This is a genomic window from Pseudomonas sp. RtIB026, assembly GCF_016861355.2.
Classification (GTDB): Bacteria; Pseudomonadota; Gammaproteobacteria; order Pseudomonadales; family Pseudomonadaceae; genus Aquipseudomonas; species Aquipseudomonas peradeniyensis.
In genome coordinates, this window is record NZ_AP023348.2 from 1,145,295 (window position 1) to 1,165,297 (window position 20,003).

General features: G+C 64.6%; 11 protein-coding genes. 10 read left to right on the forward strand and 1 reads right to left on the reverse strand.

All coding sequences use genetic code 11. The annotated features are described in order from the left end of the window. The first annotated feature begins 123 nt into the window (after nt 1-123). The 5 genes from hutU to hutG all read left to right on the forward strand — a co-directional run bounded on the left by hutU (nt 124) and on the right by hutG (nt 7,111). Entirely contained in the window at nt 124-1,797 is a 1,674-nt protein-coding gene (gene hutU, locus PRtIB026_RS05200) for a urocanate hydratase (protein WP_203648367.1), read from the forward strand. Between the two features lie 87 nt (nt 1,798-1,884). Beyond that, the gene (hutH, locus tag PRtIB026_RS05205; protein WP_254465356.1) at nt 1,885-3,417 is read left to right on the forward strand and encodes a histidine ammonia-lyase; all 1,533 of its coding nucleotides are present in this window, start codon (nt 1,885-1,887) and stop codon (nt 3,415-3,417) included. A gap of 150 nt (nt 3,418-3,567) precedes the next feature. Further along, the gene (locus PRtIB026_RS05210; RefSeq protein ID WP_203648365.1) at nt 3,568-4,971 is read left to right on the forward strand and encodes an amino acid permease; all 1,404 of its coding nucleotides are present in this window, start codon (nt 3,568-3,570) and stop codon (nt 4,969-4,971) included. Nucleotides 4,972-4,989: 18 nt separating this feature from the next. Then, complete coding sequence (gene hutI, locus PRtIB026_RS05215) at nt 4,990-6,195, forward strand: imidazolonepropionase (protein WP_203648363.1); 1,206 nt, start codon at nt 4,990-4,992, stop codon at nt 6,193-6,195. 112 nt (nt 6,196-6,307) lie between these two features. Then, entirely contained in the window at nt 6,308-7,111 is an 804-nt protein-coding gene (gene hutG, locus PRtIB026_RS05220) for an N-formylglutamate deformylase (RefSeq protein WP_203648361.1), read from the forward strand. 3 nt (nt 7,112-7,114) lie between these two features. On the opposite strand, the gene PRtIB026_RS05225 is transcribed toward hutG, so the two are convergent. Continuing rightward, complete coding sequence (locus PRtIB026_RS05225; RefSeq protein ID WP_203648359.1) at nt 7,115-12,994, reverse strand: dermonecrotic toxin domain-containing protein; 5,880 nt, start codon at nt 12,992-12,994, stop codon at nt 7,115-7,117. Here PRtIB026_RS05225 and pip point away from each other — a divergent pair. The 5 genes from pip to PRtIB026_RS05250 all read left to right on the forward strand — a co-directional run bounded on the left by pip (nt 12,923) and on the right by PRtIB026_RS05250 (nt 19,858). Then, entirely contained in the window at nt 12,923-13,843 is a 921-nt protein-coding gene (pip, locus tag PRtIB026_RS05230; RefSeq protein WP_244671027.1) for a prolyl aminopeptidase, read from the forward strand. The two genes, PRtIB026_RS05225 and pip, sit on opposite strands and share 72 nt — an antisense overlap. After that, nucleotides 13,840-14,277 carry a D-aminoacyl-tRNA deacylase gene (gene dtd / locus PRtIB026_RS05235; protein WP_050707270.1) on the forward strand — a complete coding sequence of 146 codons (438 nt, stop codon included), beginning with the start codon at nt 13,840-13,842 and terminating at the stop codon, nt 14,275-14,277. The genes pip and dtd overlap by 4 nt, the downstream gene beginning before the upstream one ends. Nucleotides 14,278-14,597: 320 nt before the next feature. Beyond that, on the forward strand, nt 14,598-16,268 hold the full coding sequence (locus PRtIB026_RS05240; RefSeq protein WP_232854956.1) for a glucan biosynthesis protein G: 1,671 nt from the start codon (nt 14,598-14,600) through the stop codon (nt 16,266-16,268). Further along, nucleotides 16,261-18,828 (forward strand): glucans biosynthesis glucosyltransferase MdoH, encoded by a 2,568-nt coding sequence (mdoH, locus tag PRtIB026_RS05245; RefSeq protein WP_203648355.1) that lies wholly within the window; start codon nt 16,261-16,263, stop codon nt 18,826-18,828. The genes PRtIB026_RS05240 and mdoH overlap by 8 nt, the downstream gene beginning before the upstream one ends. A 232-nt stretch (nt 18,829-19,060) precedes the next feature. Beyond that, the gene (locus PRtIB026_RS05250; protein ID WP_110735164.1) at nt 19,061-19,858 is read left to right on the forward strand and encodes a transporter substrate-binding domain-containing protein; all 798 of its coding nucleotides are present in this window, start codon (nt 19,061-19,063) and stop codon (nt 19,856-19,858) included. The last annotated feature ends 145 nt before the right edge of the window (nt 19,859-20,003 follow it).

Genomic DNA, 20,003 nt, shown 5'->3' on the forward strand with positions numbered 1-20,003 from the left:
GATGAATCCCGAGGAATGGTCGGTTTTTTTTGGTTGCCTATGCTTGTACATACAAGTAAAGGTGTGTTTGTATATCGCCACGACACACACACATGCCGTCGGACGACCGCAGAGGACATCCCCGTGACTGACAACAACAAATACCGTGACGTAGAAATCCGTGCCCCGCGTGGCAACAAGCTGACCGCCAAGAGCTGGCTGACCGAAGCCCCGCTGCGCATGCTGATGAACAACCTCGACCCGCAGGTCGCCGAAAACCCGAAAGAGCTGGTGGTGTACGGCGGCATCGGCCGCGCCGCGCGCAACTGGGAGTGCTACGACAAAATCGTCGAGACCCTGACCCGCCTGGAAGACGACGAAACCCTGCTGGTGCAGTCGGGCAAGCCGGTCGGCGTGTTCAAGACCCACAGCAACGCCCCGCGCGTGCTGATCGCCAACTCCAACCTGGTGCCGCACTGGGCCAACTGGGAACACTTCAACGAGCTGGACGCCAAGGGCCTGGCCATGTACGGCCAGATGACCGCCGGCAGCTGGATCTACATCGGCAGCCAGGGCATCGTCCAAGGCACCTACGAAACCTTCGTCGAGGCCGGTCGCCAGCACTACAACGGCAGCCTGAAAGGCAAGTGGGTACTGACCGCGGGCCTCGGTGGCATGGGCGGCGCCCAGCCACTGGCCGCGACCCTGGCCGGCGCCTGCTCGCTGAACATCGAGTGCCAGCAGAGCCGCATCGATTTCCGCCTGGAAACCCGCTACGTCGATGAGCAGGCCAAGGACCTGGACGACGCCCTGGCGCGCATCGCCAAGTACACCGCCGAAGGCAAGGCCATCTCCATCGCCCTGCACGGCAACGCCGCCGAGATCCTGCCGGAGCTGGTCAAGCGTGGCGTGCGCCCGGACATGGTCACCGACCAGACCAGCGCCCACGACCCGCTCAACGGCTACCTGCCGGCCGGCTGGACCTGGGAGCAATACCGCGACCGCGCCCAGACCGACCCGGCTGCGGTGGTCAAGGCCGCCAAGCAATCGATGGCCGTGCACGTCAAGGCCATGCTCGACTTCCAGGCGCAAGGCATCCCGACTTTCGACTACGGCAACAACATCCGCCAGATGGCCAAGGAAGAAGGCGTGGCAAACGCTTTCGATTTCCCGGGCTTCGTACCGGCCTACATCCGCCCGTTGTTCTGCCGCGGTGTCGGCCCGTTCCGTTGGGCCGCGCTGTCCGGCGACGCCGAGGACATCTACAAGACCGACGCCAAGGTCAAGGAACTGATCCCGGACGACGCTCACCTGCACCGCTGGCTGGACATGGCCCGCGAGCGCATCAGCTTCCAGGGCCTGCCAGCGCGTATCTGCTGGGTCGGCCTGGGTCTGCGTGCCAAGCTCGGCCTGGCGTTCAACGAAATGGTGCGCAGCGGCGAGCTGTCGGCGCCGGTGGTGATCGGTCGCGACCACCTGGACTCGGGCTCGGTATCCAGCCCCAACCGCGAAACCGAAGCCATGCGCGACGGCTCCGACGCGGTCTCCGACTGGCCGCTGCTCAACGCCCTGCTCAATACTGCGGGCGGCGCCACCTGGGTTTCGCTGCACCACGGCGGTGGCGTGGGCATGGGCTTCTCCCAGCACTCGGGCATGGTCATCGTCTGCGACGGTACCGATGAAGCCGCCGAGCGTATCGCCCGCGTGCTGACCAACGACCCGGGGACCGGCGTGATGCGCCACGCCGATGCCGGTTACCAGATCGCCATCGACTGCGCCAAGGAGCAGGGCCTGGACCTGCCGATGATCACCGGCTGATCGGCGCGCTTTGGATCGCACCCTGTACGGGTGATACTGAACAACAAGAAGGGGCCCTGCGCGGCCCCATGCGATTGGAGTAGCGAAGTGACCGAATTGACCCTCAAGCCCGGCACCCTGACCCTGGCCCAACTGCGCGCCATCCATGCCGCCCCCGTGCGCCTGCAGCTGGATGCCAGCGCCGCGCCGGCCATCGACGCCAGCGTTGCCTGCGTCGAACAGATCATCGCCGAAGACCGCACCGCCTACGGCATCAACACCGGTTTCGGCCTGCTGGCCTCGACCCGCATTGCCAGCCATGACCTTGAGAACCTGCAGCGTTCGCTGGTGCTGTCCCACGCCGCCGGTATCGGCGCGCCGCTGGACGACAGCCTGGTGCGCCTGATCATGGTGCTGAAGATCAACAGCCTCAGTCGTGGCTTCTCCGGTATCCGCCGCAAGGTCATCGACGCGCTGATCGCCCTGGTCAACGCCGAAGTCTATCCACACATCCCGCTCAAGGGCTCGGTCGGCGCTTCCGGTGACCTGGCACCGCTGGCGCACATGTCGCTGGTGCTGCTGGGCGAGGGCAAGGCCCGCTACCAGGGCCAGTGGCTGCCTGCCACCGAGGCCCTGGCCGTCGCTGGCCTGGAGCCACTGACCCTGGCCGCCAAAGAGGGCCTGGCCCTGCTCAACGGTACCCAGGCCTCCACCGCCTACGCCCTGCGCGGCCTGTTCCAGGCCGAAGACCTGTACGCCGCGGCCATCGCCTGCGGCGGCCTGACCGTGGAAGCGGCACTGGGTTCGCGCTCGCCGTTCGATGCGCGTATCCATGAAGTGCGTGGCCAGCGCGGCCAGATCGACACCGCCGCCTGCTTCCGCGACCTGCTGGGCGACACCAGCGAAGTGTCGCTGTCGCACAAGAACTGCGACAAGGTCCAGGACCCGTACTCCCTGCGCTGCCAGCCACAGGTCATGGGTGCCTGCCTGACCCAGATCCGCCAGGCCGCCGAAGTGCTCGGTATCGAAGCCAACGCCGTGTCGGACAACCCGCTGGTGTTCGCCGCCGAAGGCGACGTGATCTCTGGCGGCAACTTCCACGCCGAGCCCGTGGCCATGGCCGCCGACAACCTGGCCCTGGCGATCGCCGAGATTGGCTCGCTGAGCGAGCGCCGCATCTCGCTGATGATGGACAAGCACATGTCCCAGCTGCCGCCGTTCCTGGTGGAAAACGGCGGGGTCAACTCCGGCTTCATGATCGCCCAGGTCACCGCTGCCGCGTTGGCCAGCGAGAACAAGGCCTTGTCGCACCCGCACAGCGTTGACAGCCTGCCAACCTCGGCCAACCAGGAAGACCATGTGTCGATGGCCCCGGCCGCCGGCAAGCGCCTGTGGGAAATGGCCGAGAACACCCGTGGCGTGCTGGCCATCGAATGGCTGGGCGCCTGCCAGGGCCTGGACCTGCGCAAGGGGCTGAAGACTTCGGTCAAGCTGGAGCAGGCGCGCCAGGCGCTGCGCAAGGACGTGCCGCACTATGACCGCGACCGTTTCTTCGCACCGGATATCGAGGTGGCGTCCGAGCTGCTGGCCAAAGGTACCTTGACCGGCCTGCTGCCGGCTGGGGTCCTGCCTAGCCTGTAACACCGTCGGGGGCCGCTTTGCGGGCCTTTCGCGGCGCAAGGCCGCTCCTACACAGGCAATGCGTTCCCCTGTAGGAGCGGCCTTGTGCCGCGATGGGCTGCGCAGCAGCCCCCCTCATTCTCACGACCAGAACAACAATAAGGACGTGACATGCAACAAGCTCAAGGTCTCAAGCGCGGGCTATCGGCCCGGCATATCCGTTTCATGGCGCTCGGTTCGGCAATCGGTACCGGGCTTTTCTACGGTTCGGCCTCGGCCATCCAGATGGCCGGCCCGGCCGTGCTGCTGGCCTACCTGATCGGCGGCGCCGCCGTATTCATGGTCATGCGCGCCCTCGGCGAGATGGCCGTGCACAACCCGGTGGCCGGCTCCTTCGGCCACTACGCCAGCACCTACCTCGGCCCGATGGCCGGCTTCATCCTCGGTTGGACCTACGCCTTCGAGATGGTCATCGTCGCCATCGCCGACGTCACCGCCTTCGGTATCTACATGGGCTTCTGGTTCCCCGAGGTCGCCCGCTGGATCTGGGTACTGGGCATCGTCTTTCTGATCGGCGGCCTGAACCTGTGCAACGTGCGGGTCTTCGGCGAGATGGAGTTCTGGCTGTCGCTGCTCAAGGTCGGCGCAATCGTCGCGATGATTCTCGCGGGCCTTGGCATCATGGCTTTCGGCTTCAGCCAGGTGGGCACCGGGCACGCGGTCGGGGTGAGCAACCTGTTCGACCATGGCGGCTTCATGCCCAATGGCGTCAGTGGCCTGATCGCCTCGTTCGCGGTGGTGATGTTCGCCTTCGGCGGCATCGAGATCATCGGCGTCACCGCAGGTGAAGCGAAAGACCCTCAGCGCGTCATCCCCAAGGCAATTAACGCCGTGCCGCTGCGCATCCTGCTGTTCTACGTGCTCACCCTGTTCGTGCTGATGTGCCTGTATCCGTGGCCGCAGATCGGCAGCCAGGGCAGCCCGTTCGTGCAGATCTTCAGCAACCTGGGGATCGGCTCGGCCGCAGCCGTGCTCAATATCGTGGTGATCTCGGCGGCGATTTCGGCGATCAACAGCGACATCTTCGGTGCCGGGCGCATGATGTACGGCCTGGCCCAGCATGGCCAGGCACCGCGTGGCTTCGGCAAACTGTCGAAACACGGCGTGCCATGGATGACCGTGGTGGTGATGGGCGCGGCGCTGCTGGTCGGTGTTCTGCTCAACTACCTGATCCCGGAAAACGTGTTCCTGCTGATTGCCTCGATCGCCACCTTCGCCACCGTGTGGGTGTGGCTGATGATCCTGGTCACCCAGGTCGCCATGCGCCGCAGCATGAGCCGCGAGCAAGTCGCCCAGCTCAAGTTCCCGGTACCCTTCTGGCCCTATGGCCCGGCCCTGGCCATTGCCTTCATGGTGTTCATCTTCGGTGTGCTCGGCTACTTCCCCGATACCCAGGCGGCGTTGATCGTCGGGGTGATCTGGGTGGTGTTCCTGGTGGCGTCCTACCTGCTGTGGTGCAAGCCGCGCGCGGGTGGTGGCGAGCCGCTCCGGGAGCCTGCCGAGCTGCACCGTTAAGCTTACAAGGAGATCCTGATGAGAACCCTCTGGCAGCACTGCCACGCCGCGACCATGACCGAGGGCCGCTACGCGGTCATCGAGGACGCGGCGATCGTCACCAGCGCTGGCCTGATCGAGTGGATCGGTCCCCGCGCTGATGTGCCGCCGGTCGAAGCCGACCGCGTCGTCGACCTGGGCGGTGCCTGGGTCACCCCCGGGCTGATCGACTGCCACACCCACGCGGTGTTCGGCGGCAACCGCAGCGGCGAGTTCGAGCAGCGCCTGCAGGGCGTCAGCTATGCCGAAATCGCCGCCCAGGGCGGCGGTATCGCCAGCACCGTGCGGGCCACCCGCGCGGCCAGCGAGGACGAGCTACTGGCCAGTGCCCGCCAGCGGGTTCAGGCGCTGATGCGCGACGGCGTGACCACGATCGAGATCAAGTCCGGCTACGGCCTGGACCTTGAGAACGAACGCAAGATGCTGCGCGTCGCCCGGCGCCTGGGCGAGGAGCTGCCGGTCACCGTGCGCAGTACCTGCCTGGCCGCCCACGCGCTGCCGCCGGAATACGCGGGCAGGGCGGACGACTACATCGACCATATCTGCGAGCAGATGCTCCCGGCGTTGGCCGCCGAGGGGCTGGTGGACGCGGTGGACGCCTTCTGCGAACACCTGGCGTTCTCCCCGGTCCAGGTCGAGCGCTTGTTCATCAAGGCGCGTGAGCTGGGGCTGCCGGTCAAGCTGCACGCCGAGCAGTTGTCGTCGCTGCACGGCTCGAGCCTGGCGGCCCGCTACCAGGCGCTGTCGGCCGATCACCTGGAGTTCATGACCGAGGAAGACGCCATCGCCATGGCCGAGGCCGGCACCGTCGCGGTGCTGCTGCCAGGGGCGTTCTACTTCCTGCGCGAAACCCAGTTGCCACCGATGGACGCCCTGCGCCGACACGGCGTGAAGATCGCCCTGGCCAGTGACCTCAACCCCGGCACTTCGCCGGGTCTGTCGCTGCGTCTGATGCTGAACATGGGCTGCACCTGTTTCCGCATGACCCCCGAGGAAACCCTGGCCGGCGTCACCGTGCATGCCGCCACGGCGCTGGGGCTGGGCGACAGCCACGGCTCGTTGGAAGTGGGCAAGGTGGCGGACTTCATCGCCTGGCAAATCGAACGCCCGGCCGACCTCAGCTACTGGCTCGGCGGCGACCTGCCCAAGCGCGTGGTACGCCTGGGCCATGAAATATCCAACTGAAGGGTAGCTTCGTGGGAGCGGGCTTGTCCCGCGATACCGGCGAGGCCGGTGCCCTTCATCGCGGGGCAAGCCCGCTCCCACGAAGGTCAATCAGATACGCTGTAGGAGTCATATGGACAAGGTATTGAGTTTCCACCAGGGCCGGTTGCCATTGCTGATCAGCATGCCCCACGCCGGGCTGGGTCTGACCGACAAGGTGCGTGACGGTTTGGTCGACCAGGCACGCAGCCTGCCGGACACCGACTGGCACATTCCACGCCTGTACGACTTCGCCCGTGACCTGGGCGCAAGTGTAGTGGCGGCGGAGTATTCGCGCTTCGTCATCGACCTGAACCGCCCGGACGACGACAAGCCGCTGTACGCCGGCGCCACCACCGGCCTGTACCCGGCGACATTGTTCGACGGCGAGCCGTTGTTCAAGGATGGCCAGGTGCCGAGCGCCGACGAGCGGGCGACGTACCTGGAAGGGATCTGGCGCCCGTACCACGACACGATTCGTTGCGAGCTGGAGCGCCTGCGAGCAGAGTTCGGCTATGCGCTGCTGTGGGACGCCCATTCGATCCGTTCGCTGATCCCGCATCTGTTCGACGGCAAACTGCCGGACTTCAACCTCGGTACCTTCAACGGCGCCAGTTGCGATCCCGAGCTGGCCAAGCGGCTGCAGGGCGTGTGCGCCGAGTTCCCGCACTACAGCCATGTGCTCAACGGCCGCTTCAAGGGTGGACACATCACCCGCCACTACGGTGACCCGTCCCGACAGATCCATGCCGTGCAACTGGAGCTGGCGCAGAGCACGTACATGAATGAAGTCGAGCCGTTCGCCTATCGCCAGGACCTGGCACAACCGACCCAGGCCGTCCTGAGACGGTTGCTGGAGACGGTCCTTACGTGGGGCCGGGAGCGATACGGGCGCTAGCGCTCAACTGCGATCCGGATTGGCCAGCGTGGTCAGTTCACGGATCAGGTGCCGTTCCCGTGCCTGCTTGTCGTTCTCCAGCGCTTCGTACTCGGGCGCCAGTTCATCGAGGCTTTGCGGGGACTCGTCCAGGGCGTTGACCTGCGCCCTGTACTGCTGCTCGATGGCGTCGAAGCGTGCTGCGTAGGTCAGTCGCAGGTATCGGCACCATTGGTCATTGCTCGCGGCATACCCCAGGAACGACTCACCCTGCTCATCCCGGTGTACCTGGTCCATCGCCGCTGTCAGCTCGCTGCGGCTGACATCGGCAAAGGCCTCGTAGAGCATGTTGTCGTCGGGCACACCTAGTTTCAGCTCCTGATTCAGTCCGCGGCGATAGGCCAGGCGCACCTCCGCCTCGTCCCGGCCCTTGGCTTTGTCGCGGGCGATCTCATCCAGTCGGTACAGGCGATAGAGGCGCGTGAGCTCTTGGTAAAGCGTGTGTTCCGTATCGCCTGCGGTTCTCAGCAGGTTACGACTGTCGATCAGCAGCTCGATGTTCTGGAACACCAGTAGTGCCCCGTCGTGGCAGGTCTGGCTGCCGGTGTCCGGTTGCACCAGTGCCTCCTGCGCGATGGCGTTGAACAGCGCGCGTTCTTCCGGCCTGACCAGCGCCTTGATCAGGACCATGCGCACGCGCTGGCAGAAGGACGGCCGGCTGACGCCATTGCGAAAGGGCGCTGACTGCTGCAGGCGCCCGACCAGCGACAGCAGGTTGCCCGCATCGCCTGCCTGTTCCAGTTGCTGCCAGGTATCGCGCAGTGCTTCGTTTTCCAGCTGTGCGCCTTGCAGCCAGGCCTCCAGGCGTGGCTGGTCATCGGCAAGGGGAAGGATTGGATTATGCAGGTGCCCCCCCGCCAGTTCTTCATCCGAAGACGTCGCGGTCAGCAAGTCATCGGGCAGGCTCATGGCGAAGGTGAAGTTGCGCTGGGTGTCCGAGGAGGTGCGCGCACGGAACATGGTGCTGCGGCTCAATGGGTTGTCGAACAGGGCGATCGACGACACGGGGAAGTCGTGATCGAGGTTGCTGAAGATGTGTTCGGGTAGTTCGGTCAAGCGGTTCTCGCTCAGGTCGAGCAGTTCCAGCGGCAGCAGGCTGTTCAGCCAGGCGGGCCACTGTTCGATACCCATGTTGTTCAGCTCGAGCCGAGTCAGGTTGCGCAAGGTCTCGGGCACCTGGGTGATTGTGCCCAGGCGGTTGCCGGCCAGTTCCAGTGTGCTGAGGTTGCCCAGTGCGCCGAAGATGGCGAGCACGTTGTCATCGATCATCAGCCCCATGTCGCGCAAGGACAGGTAGACGAGCCGGGGCAGGCGCAGGAGTGCTGTCGGCAGCGCCTGGTTCGGCTGGGTGTGTTCGACGAGGCTGAGGTTTTCCACCAGGGGGAAGCGTCGCAGGAAATCATCCAGCTGGGCGCTCGTGCTGCTGATCCGGGCTAGCGACAGGCTGCGCACGCGATCGTGGAAGAAGGACGGAAGTTGCGACGGGAAATGCTCCAGGGCGATGTTTTCCAGGCGCAGCGTGGTCTGGCGCATGCCCAGTTCCTGGTTGCGCCAGAAGTTGTTGATGCTGACCCCGATCCGGTTGCGCATGGCCATGGCGGCCTGGCTCAGCGGCGCCGTCGAACTTGAGGCGTTGGCCCAGCTGTCGAGGGCGTCGCGCAGTGCTTCACGCTGCTGAGTGTAGCGGCGCAGGCGGGCGTTCAGGGACGATGAAATGTCGGCATGGATCCGTCCGGCCAGGCCCTGTTGATTGAGCAGGATGCGCAGCAGCTGATCCTCGATGATGGGATTGCCTTCCAGGGCAATGACCGAGTGGGTGGCAAGGTCCGGTTCGTTGCTCATGAGAAAGCTCGGCAGTGAGCGGATACGGTTGTCGCGTAGCGAGACCTCCCTGATGCGGGTCAGAGGGCGTGGCCTCAGTCCCTGGGGCCAGTGGTCGAGGTCCATGCGTTCGAGGCCCAGGTAGTCCAGCGTCAGGCCTTCGAAGGCCTGGTAGCTGTGCGATAACAGCCGATTGCCGTCCAGCGTGAGGCGCCGAAGGTGGGGCAACGCTCTCAGGCTTTCGATCTCCCTGCTCGACAATGCCAGGTTCAGGTTGGTGATGCTGAGGGATTCGAGCGCCGGAAGGCGGCGGGTGATCGAGCTGAGGTCGTACAGGAAGTTGGAGGCGGGTGCGTTGTCGACATAAGGTCGGGTCACCTCCAGCGAGCGTAAGCCTGGGAACTGTTGGAACAGACTGGTCAGCTGGCGCTCGCGCCGTCCCAGGCTCGAAGCGCTGCCGTGGGACGGGTCGATGAGCTGAAGATGCCTGACACTTTCGCCAAAGAACGTGGGCAGGTCGGACGGGAAGGTGTCCAGTGCGATCTGCTCCAGACGCAATGGTGTCGCCTCGTGGGGTGTCACAGGCAGGGCATTGTCATACCAGTGCTGGATGATCCGCTCATGCAGCGTGTCGATCGCTTCGCTGTCCTGCCCGGCTGTGGCGGTTGTCGCTCGTCGCCATGCGGCCAGCGTGTCGCGCAAGGTCGTGTGCCGCTCCAGCAATGCCTGCAGGCGTATGTTTATCTCGCTTCGGCTCAGTCCGCTGCCTTCCAGGTCGGCCAGTATCTGGTCGGCCGTACGCGTCGTATGCAGGGGCAGGCCGGTTTCCCTGATCATGCGCAGCAGGGTATGGCGGGTGAAGCCGCCTCCAGTGCCGCCATGGCCGCCCATCGGGTATCCCAGGCGGCCGTCGGCCAGACGCATCGGCGAGTGGAAGCCCTGGCGCACGGGCTGCATGCGCAACACCTTGCGCAACGCCTCGCGCGAAAGTCGAGGCATCTGGCGAAGCAGGCGCTTGAGTGCTTGCGTGTAGCTCACTCCCAGGTTACCCAGTACGCTGATTGCGGGTGTCGGCAGGGCTTTCATCAGCGCACTGTAGAGCGTGTCGTGAAGCCTCTCCGAGGCTTCTGGGGCACTGCTGCCGTCAACGATGTATCCATTGGTCGTGCTGAAAATGGTGGCGTTGGGCTCGGCGGTCTGTGCTCCGATTCGTGTGCGCTCGGCGGGCCAGTGCAGGTGTTGCTCAAGATCGATGACCGTATCGGCGGGCCAGCCGGGAAGCTGTTCCAGCGTATGCAAGATCAAGCGGTCAGTGTCCCAGTTGCGCACCGTGTTTAGATATAGCCCTTCATAGGCGCGGGCCAGGCGCACCTGCTGCTGGTAGGTGCGAGCCTCTGCACCAAGGCGGGCGTGGACCCTGCCTTTATCCAGACCCTGCAGCTCCTCCAGGCTGGCATTGCGCAACAGCTCTTCGATGACCGGAAGCGGCAGCTGTGGATAACGTTGCCGCAGGGTGGCGCCGCGGGCGGTGGGCCTGGCGTACAAAAGGTCGTAGCGCTTCTGGAACGTCTTGCGCAGCATGTTTGGCTCCGTCACCGAGGTGCGCAGTTCCTGATCCAGCTTGAAACGAGACAGCGTGTCTTCCAGCAACGCCGGCAAGCGCAGGTTCTGGCTGACGGTTCGACGCAACATGGACTCATCCGTGCCGCTGACGTCGAGGATCCGGGTCAGGGTGGCTTCGTCGAACCCAGCGGTCAGTTGTCCTGCCCGACCGGCCAACTGCTTCAATGGCCATGCCTGTGGTCGGTCCAGTTCATGCAGCCAGGCGCCTGCACCATTGTGGCGCAATCGAGGCTGGTAGCCTTGGGGACTTTGTGGTTTTTCGATGACGTAGGCGTGGGGCGCAGCAATGGGTTTGACCGAGAACAGGCGGTCTTCCAGCGCCAACCAGATCTTGCCTGCGTGGTGGTACAAGCCGAATTCATCCGCTTTCAAGCCTGCAGGCAGCACGATGTCATGGGCAAATGGCTTCAGGTCCGGGGACCAGAGGCGGACCTCGCCGTCAGGCCTGCGCACCGGCTCCAGTTCTTCGACAAATGAAGGCGTCTCGACAGTGATTTTCTCGACGGCAGGTTTTCCGCCGCTCGCCTCCCAGACGCCCAGTGCCGCCAACTGGGCAACGTTTTCAACCACGTCCACCAGGTAGGCCAGGGCCTGCTGCCTGTCGCCCTGCGCCCAGCTGGCGAACCCTTCGTATACTTCATGCCCCAGTTGCAGTGCCGTCAGTCCCAGCATCACCGGACCAAGGGCCGGTACGAAGAAACTGCCCAAGGCCAGGGCGTTGAAGGCCAGGCCGGTGTAGTACGCCAGTTGTTTCTGCGCGGTTATCTGATCCTCCGTCGCGGTGGGGACCGCGTGGAACAGGGCATCGTCCCTGAACCTTTGACGTTTCTGTGCGACCAGCGCCTCGCGCAGGCCTTGCCCGAAGGGCTGCTGTGCCACCGTCACTCGGGCGTCTGGATCGCGCACACGGTTTACCGTACCGCCGTACTGGCCCGGAAAGACCTTTGAGGTACTCCAGTCCACCGGTTGCAGGCAGTCCAGCAATTGGGTGAGAAAGGCATTGCTGTCGCATGCCGGCACGCTGTCGAGCAGTTGCAGTCGGGTCATGGCCCCCAGCTGTTCGCGCAGGTAGGCCTGCAGCGCCTCGGCGGTGGCGTGGTGCTTCAAGGGGATTCGCGCGCCGGGCAGATAGGTGACCAGCCAACCCTGGAAGGGCAGTTGGAACGCAGGGTAGCGCGACGGCAGGCTAGGGCCCGTTTCTACACCGAAGATCAAGGCGCCTGTTACCGAGCTGCCGAACAGCTGCAGGAAGGTCGCGCCCAGCGGACGGCCCTCGTACTCGGCCTCGCCGTGTTCGACCAGCTTGAGCAAGGCCTTATACAGCGGCTGTTCGAGCCTTTCGCCCAGATAAGCCCTGTGCAGCTCCAGGCGCAGGGTGCTCAGTTCCGCGTCGCCGAATACCTTGGCCGTCTGCGGATCCGCCTGGCAGGCCGTTTCGATCAGCGCCTGGTACTGACCACCGATATCCAGCTCGCGGGATAATGCCGCGAATTCGCTCGGCGAGATCTCGACCTGGTTGCCGCTGGGCACCACGCCCACGAACGCATTGCTGTCGAGCACCCTTGAGCTGAGCCTGGCGGTATCCAGCCCACCAGGCAGCGCCTGTTCGGCCTCGAAGTTCTGCAAGGCGCTGTGCAGCAAGGACTGCGTGGCTCGTCTGAACGACCGTGCTGCCTGAACGATCGGGTCGCCGTGGGAGGCGTCCTGATAAGCCTCGGCCCGGCGGGCGTTGAACAGATAGGTCTTGTTCACGTCCAGTTGCAGATGGAAGCGCTGCTTGATCGCCTGGGTCAGCTGCTGCGTGGCGAACTGCCGTAGATCGGGTAGCTGCTTGAGCAGCCTGGTCACCTCATCCTGGGTCTGTCGATGGGTGCCATATTCCTGTACCAGCTGTCGGGCGATGTCCGGGTGCGCCAGGCAAGCCTTGTCGAACCAGGCGTTTGGTTGGCTCAGGGCATTGCGCATGTGGGCATGGGCCGGCTTTGCGACGTGCTTCAGCCAGTCAGGCATCTTGTCGGCGATCAGCCGCTTCGACAGTGAACCTATGGGTTCGTCCGTTACTGGCGCGCCAGCGACGCCGTTGTTGTTGACGCTCATGGTGGGGCCTCGATGGAAGGGAGGCCCGGATGGTATGGACTGTGCCGCCGACCAAGGACATAACATGATCTGGCCGTAGAACCCGTCCGCATGCATCGCACCCAGCACGAGAGCATGCTCAAAGCGCAATTCAGGTTTATGATGCCAGGCGGCAGACAATATCCTCACACGGAGTGCGCGATGCAGACCCTCTACCCGCAGATCAAACCCTACGCCCGGCACGATCTGGCCGTGGAAGCGCCGCATGTGCTGTATGTCGATGAGAGCGGCTCGCCGGAAGGTCTGCCCGTGGTGTTCATCCACGGTGGCCCGGGCGCGGGCTGCGATGCCCAGAGCCGCTGCTACTTCGACCCCAACCTGTACCGCATCGTCACCTTCGACCAGCGCGGCTGCGGCCGCTCCACGCCGCACGCGAGCCTGGAGAACAACACTACCTGGCACCTGGTCGAGGACCTGGAGCGCATTCGCGAGCACCTCGGCATCGACAAGTGGGTGCTGTTCGGCGGTTCCTGGGGTTCCACCCTGGCCCTGGCCTACGCCCAGAAGCACCCCGAGCGGGTGCATGGCCTGATCCTGCGCGGCATCTTCCTGTGCCGCCCGCAGGAGATCCACTGGTTCTACCAGGAAGGCGCCAGCCGGCTGTTCCCCGACTACTGGCAGGACTACATCGCACCGATCCCGCCGGAGGAACGCGGCGACCTGGTCAACGCCTTCCACAAGCGCCTGACCGGCAACGACCAGATCGCCCAGATGCATGCCGCCAAGGCCTGGTCCACCTGGGAGGGCCGCACCGCGACCCTGCGCCCGAACCCGCTGGTGGTCGACCGCTTCTCCGAGCCGCAGCGCGCCCTGTCGATCGCTCGCATCGAGTGCCATTACTTCACCAACAACGCTTTCCTCGAGCCAGACCAGCTGATCCGCGACATGCCGAAGATCGCTCACCTGCCGGCGATGATCGTGCATGGCCGCTACGACGTGATCTGCCCGTTGGACAACGCCTGGGAGCTGCACCAGGCCTGGCCGAACAGCGAGCTGAAGGTGATCCGCGACGCCGGCCACGCCGCCTCCGAGCCCGGCATCACCGACGCCCTGGTGCGCGCCGCCGACCAGATGGCCCGGCGCCTGCTCGACCTGCCCCTGGAAGAAGCATGAAGGGGCTGATTCAGCGTGTGCGTGGCGCGCGGGTGGAAGTGGCAGGGGAGATTGTCGGCGCCATCGACCAGGGGTTGCTGGCGCTGGTGGCGGTCGAGCCTGAAGATTCGCCCGAGCATGCCGACAAGCTGTTGCACAAACTGCTGAACTACCGGGTGTTCAGCGACGAGCAGGGCAAGATGAACCGCTCGCTCAAGGATGTCGGTGGCGGCCTGCTGCTGGTGTCGCAGTTCACCCTGGCCGCCGACACCCGCAACGGCATGCGCCCGAGCTTTTCCACGGCGGCGCCACCGGCCCTCGGCGCCGAGCTGTTCGACTATCTGCTGCGCCAGGCACAGGCCCGGCACCCGCTGGTGGCCAGTGGTCGCTTCGGTGCAGACATGCAGGTGCATCTGGTCAATGATGGCCCGGTAACATTTATGTTACAAATATGAGGTCAAAAAACCCCTTGTTTGTCGAAAAACAAGGGGTTTTGTACGATAAATAGTTTGTTCAGCCTGATGCGTTGTAACGCGACCTGCTGGATAATCGCGCGCTGCATGAACCTGCGTTCGCAGGTTCGTTTCACTTTGACTCGAGCATTGTCAGGATCCGTTTGGGGAATCATTACGCCCTCACGGGGTCCGAACAGTGCTCGCCAACCCGGCATTGGTCGCTGGCCGTTGGTTTCATGATCTGTTTTCGGCGAGGATTGCTCGTGATTGTAAGCCCCTGTATTGCACCTAGAATCCCCGGTACCCGGCTGCGCAAGGCCATGCTGGCCGGCGTGGCACTGGTCGGCCTGTTGAGCGCGGGCCAGCTGTGGGCATTCAATCTGGACGACGTTGCAGCCAAGGCAAAGGATCTGGCCGGTCAGAAGTTCGAGGCACCGAAGAGCAACCTGCCGCCGGTGTTCCGCGACATGAAGTACGCCGACTACCAGAAGATCCGCTTCCTGCAGGAAAAGGCCGAGTGGGCCAAGGACAAGACGCCGTTCAAGCTCTCGTTCTACCACCAGGGCATGCACTTCGACACGCCGGTGACCATCAACGAGATCACCGCCAACAAGGTCAAGGAAATCAAGTACGACCCGAGCCGCTTCGAGTTCGGCGACGTGCCGCATGACGCCGAAGCCACCAAGAACCTCGGCTACGCTGGTTTCCGCGTGCTCTACCCGATCAACAAGGCCGACAAGCAGGACGAGATCATGACCCTGCTTGGCGCCAGCTACTTCCGCGTGGTCGGCAAGGGCCACCGCTACGGCCTGTCGGCCCGTGGCCTGGCCATCGACACCGCGCTGCCGTCTGGTGAGGAATTCCCGCGCTTCCGCGAATTCTGGATCGAGAAGCCCAAGCCGAACGACAAGCACCTGGTGATCTACGCGCTGCTCGACTCGCCGCGCTCCACCGGCGCCTACAAGCTGACCCTGCGTCCGGGCGAGGACACCCTGGTCGACGTCAAGTCGCGGGTCTACCTGCGTGACAACGTCAGCCGCCTGGGCATCGCCCCGCTGACCAGCATGTACCTGTTCGGCCCCAACCAGCCATCCAAGGTCATGAACTACCGTCCGGCCCTGCATGACTCCGAAGGCCTGGCGATCCACGCCGGCAACGGCGAGTGGCTGTGGCGTCCGCTGAACAACCCGAAACACCTGGCCGTGAGCAACTTCAGCGTCGAGAACCCGCGTGGTTTCGGCCTGCTGCAGCGCCAGCGCGACTTCAGCGACTACGAAGACCTCGACGACGAGTACGAGAAGCGCCCGAGCGCCTGGATCGAGCCGAAGGGTGACTGGGGCAAGGGCACCGTCGACCTGGTCGAGATCCCGACCGCCGACGAGACCAACGACAACATCGTGGCCTTCTGGAGCCCGGAAAAACTGCCTGAGGTGGGCAAGCCGTTCGAGTACGACTACCGCCTGCGCTGGACCATCAAGGAAGACCAACTGCATTCGCAGGAACTGGGCTGGGTCAAGCAGACCCTGCGCTCCACCGGCGACGTCAAACAGTCCAACCTGATCCGCCAGACCGATGGCACCGTGGCCTTCCTGGTCGACTTCATCGGCCCGAACCTGGCCACGCTGCCGGCCGACACCGCCGTGCGCAGCCAGGTCAGCGTCGGCGACAACGCCGAAGTGGTCGAGAACAACCTGCGCTACAACCCGGAAACCAAAGGCTGGCGCCTGACCCTGCGCCTGAAGGTGCAGGATCCGAAGAAATCCACCGAGATGCGCGCCGCGCTGCTGCGCGACGTACCGGTCGAACAGCCCAAGCCGGCCAAGCAGGACAAGGCCGCGGCCAAGCATGCTCACGCCAAGGCCGAGAAAGCCAAGGTCGAGAAGGCTGCCGAGCAACCCGCCGCCGATGCGGCATCCACCAACGGGACCCCGGCCACCACCGAGAAAGTGCTGACCGAGACCTGGAGCTATCAGTTGCCTGCCGATGAGTAACTCAAGCGCAAGGCCGGAATCGCTGAGCGAGTACCTGGCCCACCTTCCCCTGAGCGACGAGCAGCGTGCGGAACTCGCCCGCTGCACCTCCTTCAGCGAGCTGCACCAACACCTGGCGGCCCAACCGGCCGCCGGCACCGCCGAGGCCGCCCAGGCCTCGGTGGGCGCCCGTCTTACCGTCGGCAGCGCCGCCGAGCTGGAAGACGCCGAGATGCTCGGCGTCGATGCCGGTGGGCGGCTGTGCCTGAAGATCGCCCCGCCGATCAAGCGCACCAAGGTCGTGCCCGAGCCGTGGCGCACCAACATCCTGATCCGCATGTGGCGGCGCATGACCGGCCGCACCAACGCCCCGCAGCCGCCCAAGCGCGAGCTGCCGCCGGCGCGCTGGCGCACGGTCGGCTCGATCCGCCGCTACATCCTGCTGACCCTGATGATCGGCCAGACCCTCGTCGCCGGCTGGTACATGAAGGGCATCCTGCCGTACCAGGGTTGGTCGTTCGTTGATCTCGACGAAATCGTCAACCAGCCGCTGTGGGACACGGTGGTGCAGGTGTGGCCGTATGCTCTGCAGACCTCCATCCTGGTGCTGTTCGGCATCCTGTTCTGCTGGGTGTCGGCGGGCTTCTGGACCGCCCTGATGGGCTTCCTCGAGCTGCTCACCGGGCGTGACAAGTACAAGATTTCCGGCAGCAGCGCCGGCAACGAGCCGATCGCGCCCGAGGCGCGCACCGCGCTGGTGATGCCGATCTGCAACGAAGACGTGCCACGGGTGTTCGCCGGCCTGCGCGCCACCTTCGAGTCGGTGGCTGCCAGCGGCAACCTCGACCGGTTCGACTTCTTCGTGCTCAGCGACACCAACGACACCGACATCGCCGTCGCCGAACAACAGGCCTGGCTCGATGTGTGCCGCGAAACCAAGGGTTTCGGCCGCATCTTCTACCGCCGCCGTCGGCGCCGGGTGAAGCGCAAGAGCGGCAACCTCGACGACTTCTGCCGTCGCTGGGGCGGCGAGTACAAGTACATGGTCGTGCTCGACGCCGACAGCGTCATGAGCGGCGAGTGCCTGAGCAGCCTGGTGCGCCTGATGGAGGCCAACCCGGACGCCGGTATCATCCAGACCGGACCGAAAGCCTCGGGCATGGACACCCTGTATGCGCGCATGCAGCAGTTCGCCACCCGCGTGTACGGCCCGCTGTTCACCGCCGGCCTGCACTTCTGGCAGTTGGGCGAGTCGCACTACTGGGGTCACAACGCGATCATCCGCATGAAGCCGTTCATCGAGCACTGCGCCCTGGCGCCGTTGCCGGGCAAGGGCGCGTTCGCCGGTGCTATCCTCTCCCACGACTTCGTCGAAGCCGCGCTGATGCGCCGTGCCGGTTGGGGCGTGTGGATCGCCTATGATCTGCCGGGCAGCTACGAAGAGCTGCCGCCAAACCTGCTCGACGAGCTCAAGCGCGACCGTCGCTGGTGCCACGGCAACCTGATGAACTTCCGCCTGTTCCTGGTCAAGGGCATGCACCCGGTGCACCGCGCGGTGTTCCTCACCGGGGTGATGTCGTACCTGTCGGCGCCGCTGTGGTTCCTGTTCCTGGTGCTGTCGACGGCGCTGCTGGCAACCAACACCCTGATGGAGCCGCAGTATTTCATCGAGCCGTTCCAGCTCTACCCGCTGTGGCCGCAGTGGCATCCGGAGAAGGCCATTGCGCTGTTCTCCACCACCATCGTGCTGCTGTTCCTGCCCAAGCTGCTCAGCATCATCCTGATCTGGGCCAAGGGCGCCACCGAGTTCGGCGGGCGCATCAAGGTCACCCTGTCGATGCTGATGGAGATGCTGTTCTCCATGCTGCTGGCACCGGTGCGGATGATCTTCCACACCCGCTTCGTGCTGGCCGCGTTCCTCGGCTGGGCCGCGACCTGGAACTCGCCGCAGCGTGACGACGACTCCACGCCGTGGAGCGAAGCGGTGCGTCGCCATGGTCCGCAGACCCTGCTGGGTATCGCCTGGGCTGGGCTGGTGGCCTGGCTGAACCCGAGCTTCCTGTGGTGGCTGGCGCCGATCGTCGGCTCGCTGGTGCTGTCGATCCCGGTGTCGGTGATCTCCAGCCGCACGCGCCTGGGCCTGGCGGCCAAGGACGAGAAGCTGTTCCTCATCCCCGAGGAATACGCTACGCCGCAAGAGCTGCTGGCGACCGACCAGTACACCCACGAGAACCGCTGGCACGCCCTGCACGACGGTTTCGTCCGTGCCGTGGTCGACCCGCGTCAGAACGCCCTGGCCTGCGCCATGGCGACGGCGCGCCACGGTCAGGCGGCACCGATCGAGGCGCTGCGCGCCGAGCGCGTGGCCAAGGCCCTGGAAGTCGGCCCGAAAGGCCTGGACCTGAACACCCGCCTGGCGCTGCTCAGCGACCCGGTGGCGCTTTCGCGCCTGCACGAGCAGGTGTGGGCCGGGCACAACACGGCGTGGATCGATGTGTGGCGGGCGTCCATCGCCAACGATCCGCACTCGCCGCTGCTGCCGCTGCATCCGGAGAACGTGGCCCAGCCAGCCCTGGCTTGAGTCCGTTGCTCCGATAATCGCGGGGCCAGCCCGCTCCCACGCCATCTCAATGGTGCGTGGGAGCGGGCTGGCCCCGCGATGCTTTCTGGTCGATTTTGGCCAACAAAGTCCCCCCCGGCTCTAGGTCCGGCGCCGCGCATGCGTTAGCATCCGTCCCGATATTGCGCATCGGTCTGTCGGACCGTGCTTACAAGAAAAATTTGCGTACTTCTTGCTAGGGGACTTGGTGATGATTAAGAAATACCTGTCGCGACTGCTGGTAGGTGCGACCGCCCTGATCGCGGTAACCGCCGCCCAGGCCGGCGCCATCGACGATGCGGTCAAGCGTGGCACCCTGCGCGTGGGCATGGACCCGACCTACATGCCGTTCGAAATGACCAACAAGCGCGGTGAGATCATCGGCTTCGAAGTCGACATCCTCAAGGCCATGGCCAAGTCCATGGGCGTCAAGCTGGAGATGGTTTCCACCGCCTACGACGGCATCATCCCGGCCCTGATGACCGACAAGTTCGACTTCATCGGCAGTGGCATGACCCTGACCCAGGAGCGCAACCTGCGCCTGAACTTCAGCGAACCCTTCATCGTGGTCGGCCAGACCCTGCTGATCCGCAAGGAACTGGCGGGCGAGATCAAGTCGTACAAGGACCTGAACAACGAGAAGTACCGCCTCACCTCCAAGCTCGGCACCACCGGCGAGATGGTCGCGAAGAAACTGATCGGCAAGGCCAAGTACCACGGCTACGACAACGAGCAGGAAGGGGTGATGGACGTGGTCAACGGCAAGGCCGACGCCTTCGTCTACGACTCGCCGTACAACGTGGTGGCGGTAGAGAAGGCCGGCGCCGGCAAGCTGGTGTTCCTGGAAGAGCCCTTCACCTACGAGCCACTGGCCTTCGGCCTGAAGAAAGGCGACTACGACAGCATCAACTACATCAACAACTTCCTGCACCAGATCAAGCATGACGGGACCTACGATCGTATTCACGACAAGTGGTTCAAGAGCAAGGAATGGCTGAAGGAAATGGAATAAGGGTCGGGCCAAAAGCCTAGACTTTGATCCCGACGCGCAGGTTGGACTGAGGGCGGTAGATCGAGGACAGCGGATGTTTTCGCTGGCCTCTTCGCGGGTAAACCCGCTCCCACAGGGTTTGGCTACATCTGTGGGAGCGGGTTTA

Coding starts and splice junctions, on each gene's coding strand:
- PRtIB026_RS05210 (WP_203648365.1), top strand. CDS start 3,568: ATGCAACAAGCTCAAGGTCTCAAGCGCGGGCTATCGGCCCGGCATATC.
- hutI (WP_203648363.1), top strand. CDS start 4,990: ATGAGAACCCTCTGGCAGCACTGCCACGCCGCGACCATGACCGAGGGC.
- hutG (WP_203648361.1), top strand. CDS start 6,308: ATGGACAAGGTATTGAGTTTCCACCAGGGCCGGTTGCCATTGCTGATC.
- dtd (WP_050707270.1), top strand. CDS start 13,840: ATGAAGGGGCTGATTCAGCGTGTGCGTGGCGCGCGGGTGGAAGTGGCA.
- PRtIB026_RS05240 (WP_232854956.1), top strand. CDS start 14,598: ATGCTGGCCGGCGTGGCACTGGTCGGCCTGTTGAGCGCGGGCCAGCTG.
- mdoH (WP_203648355.1), top strand. CDS start 16,261: ATGAGTAACTCAAGCGCAAGGCCGGAATCGCTGAGCGAGTACCTGGCC.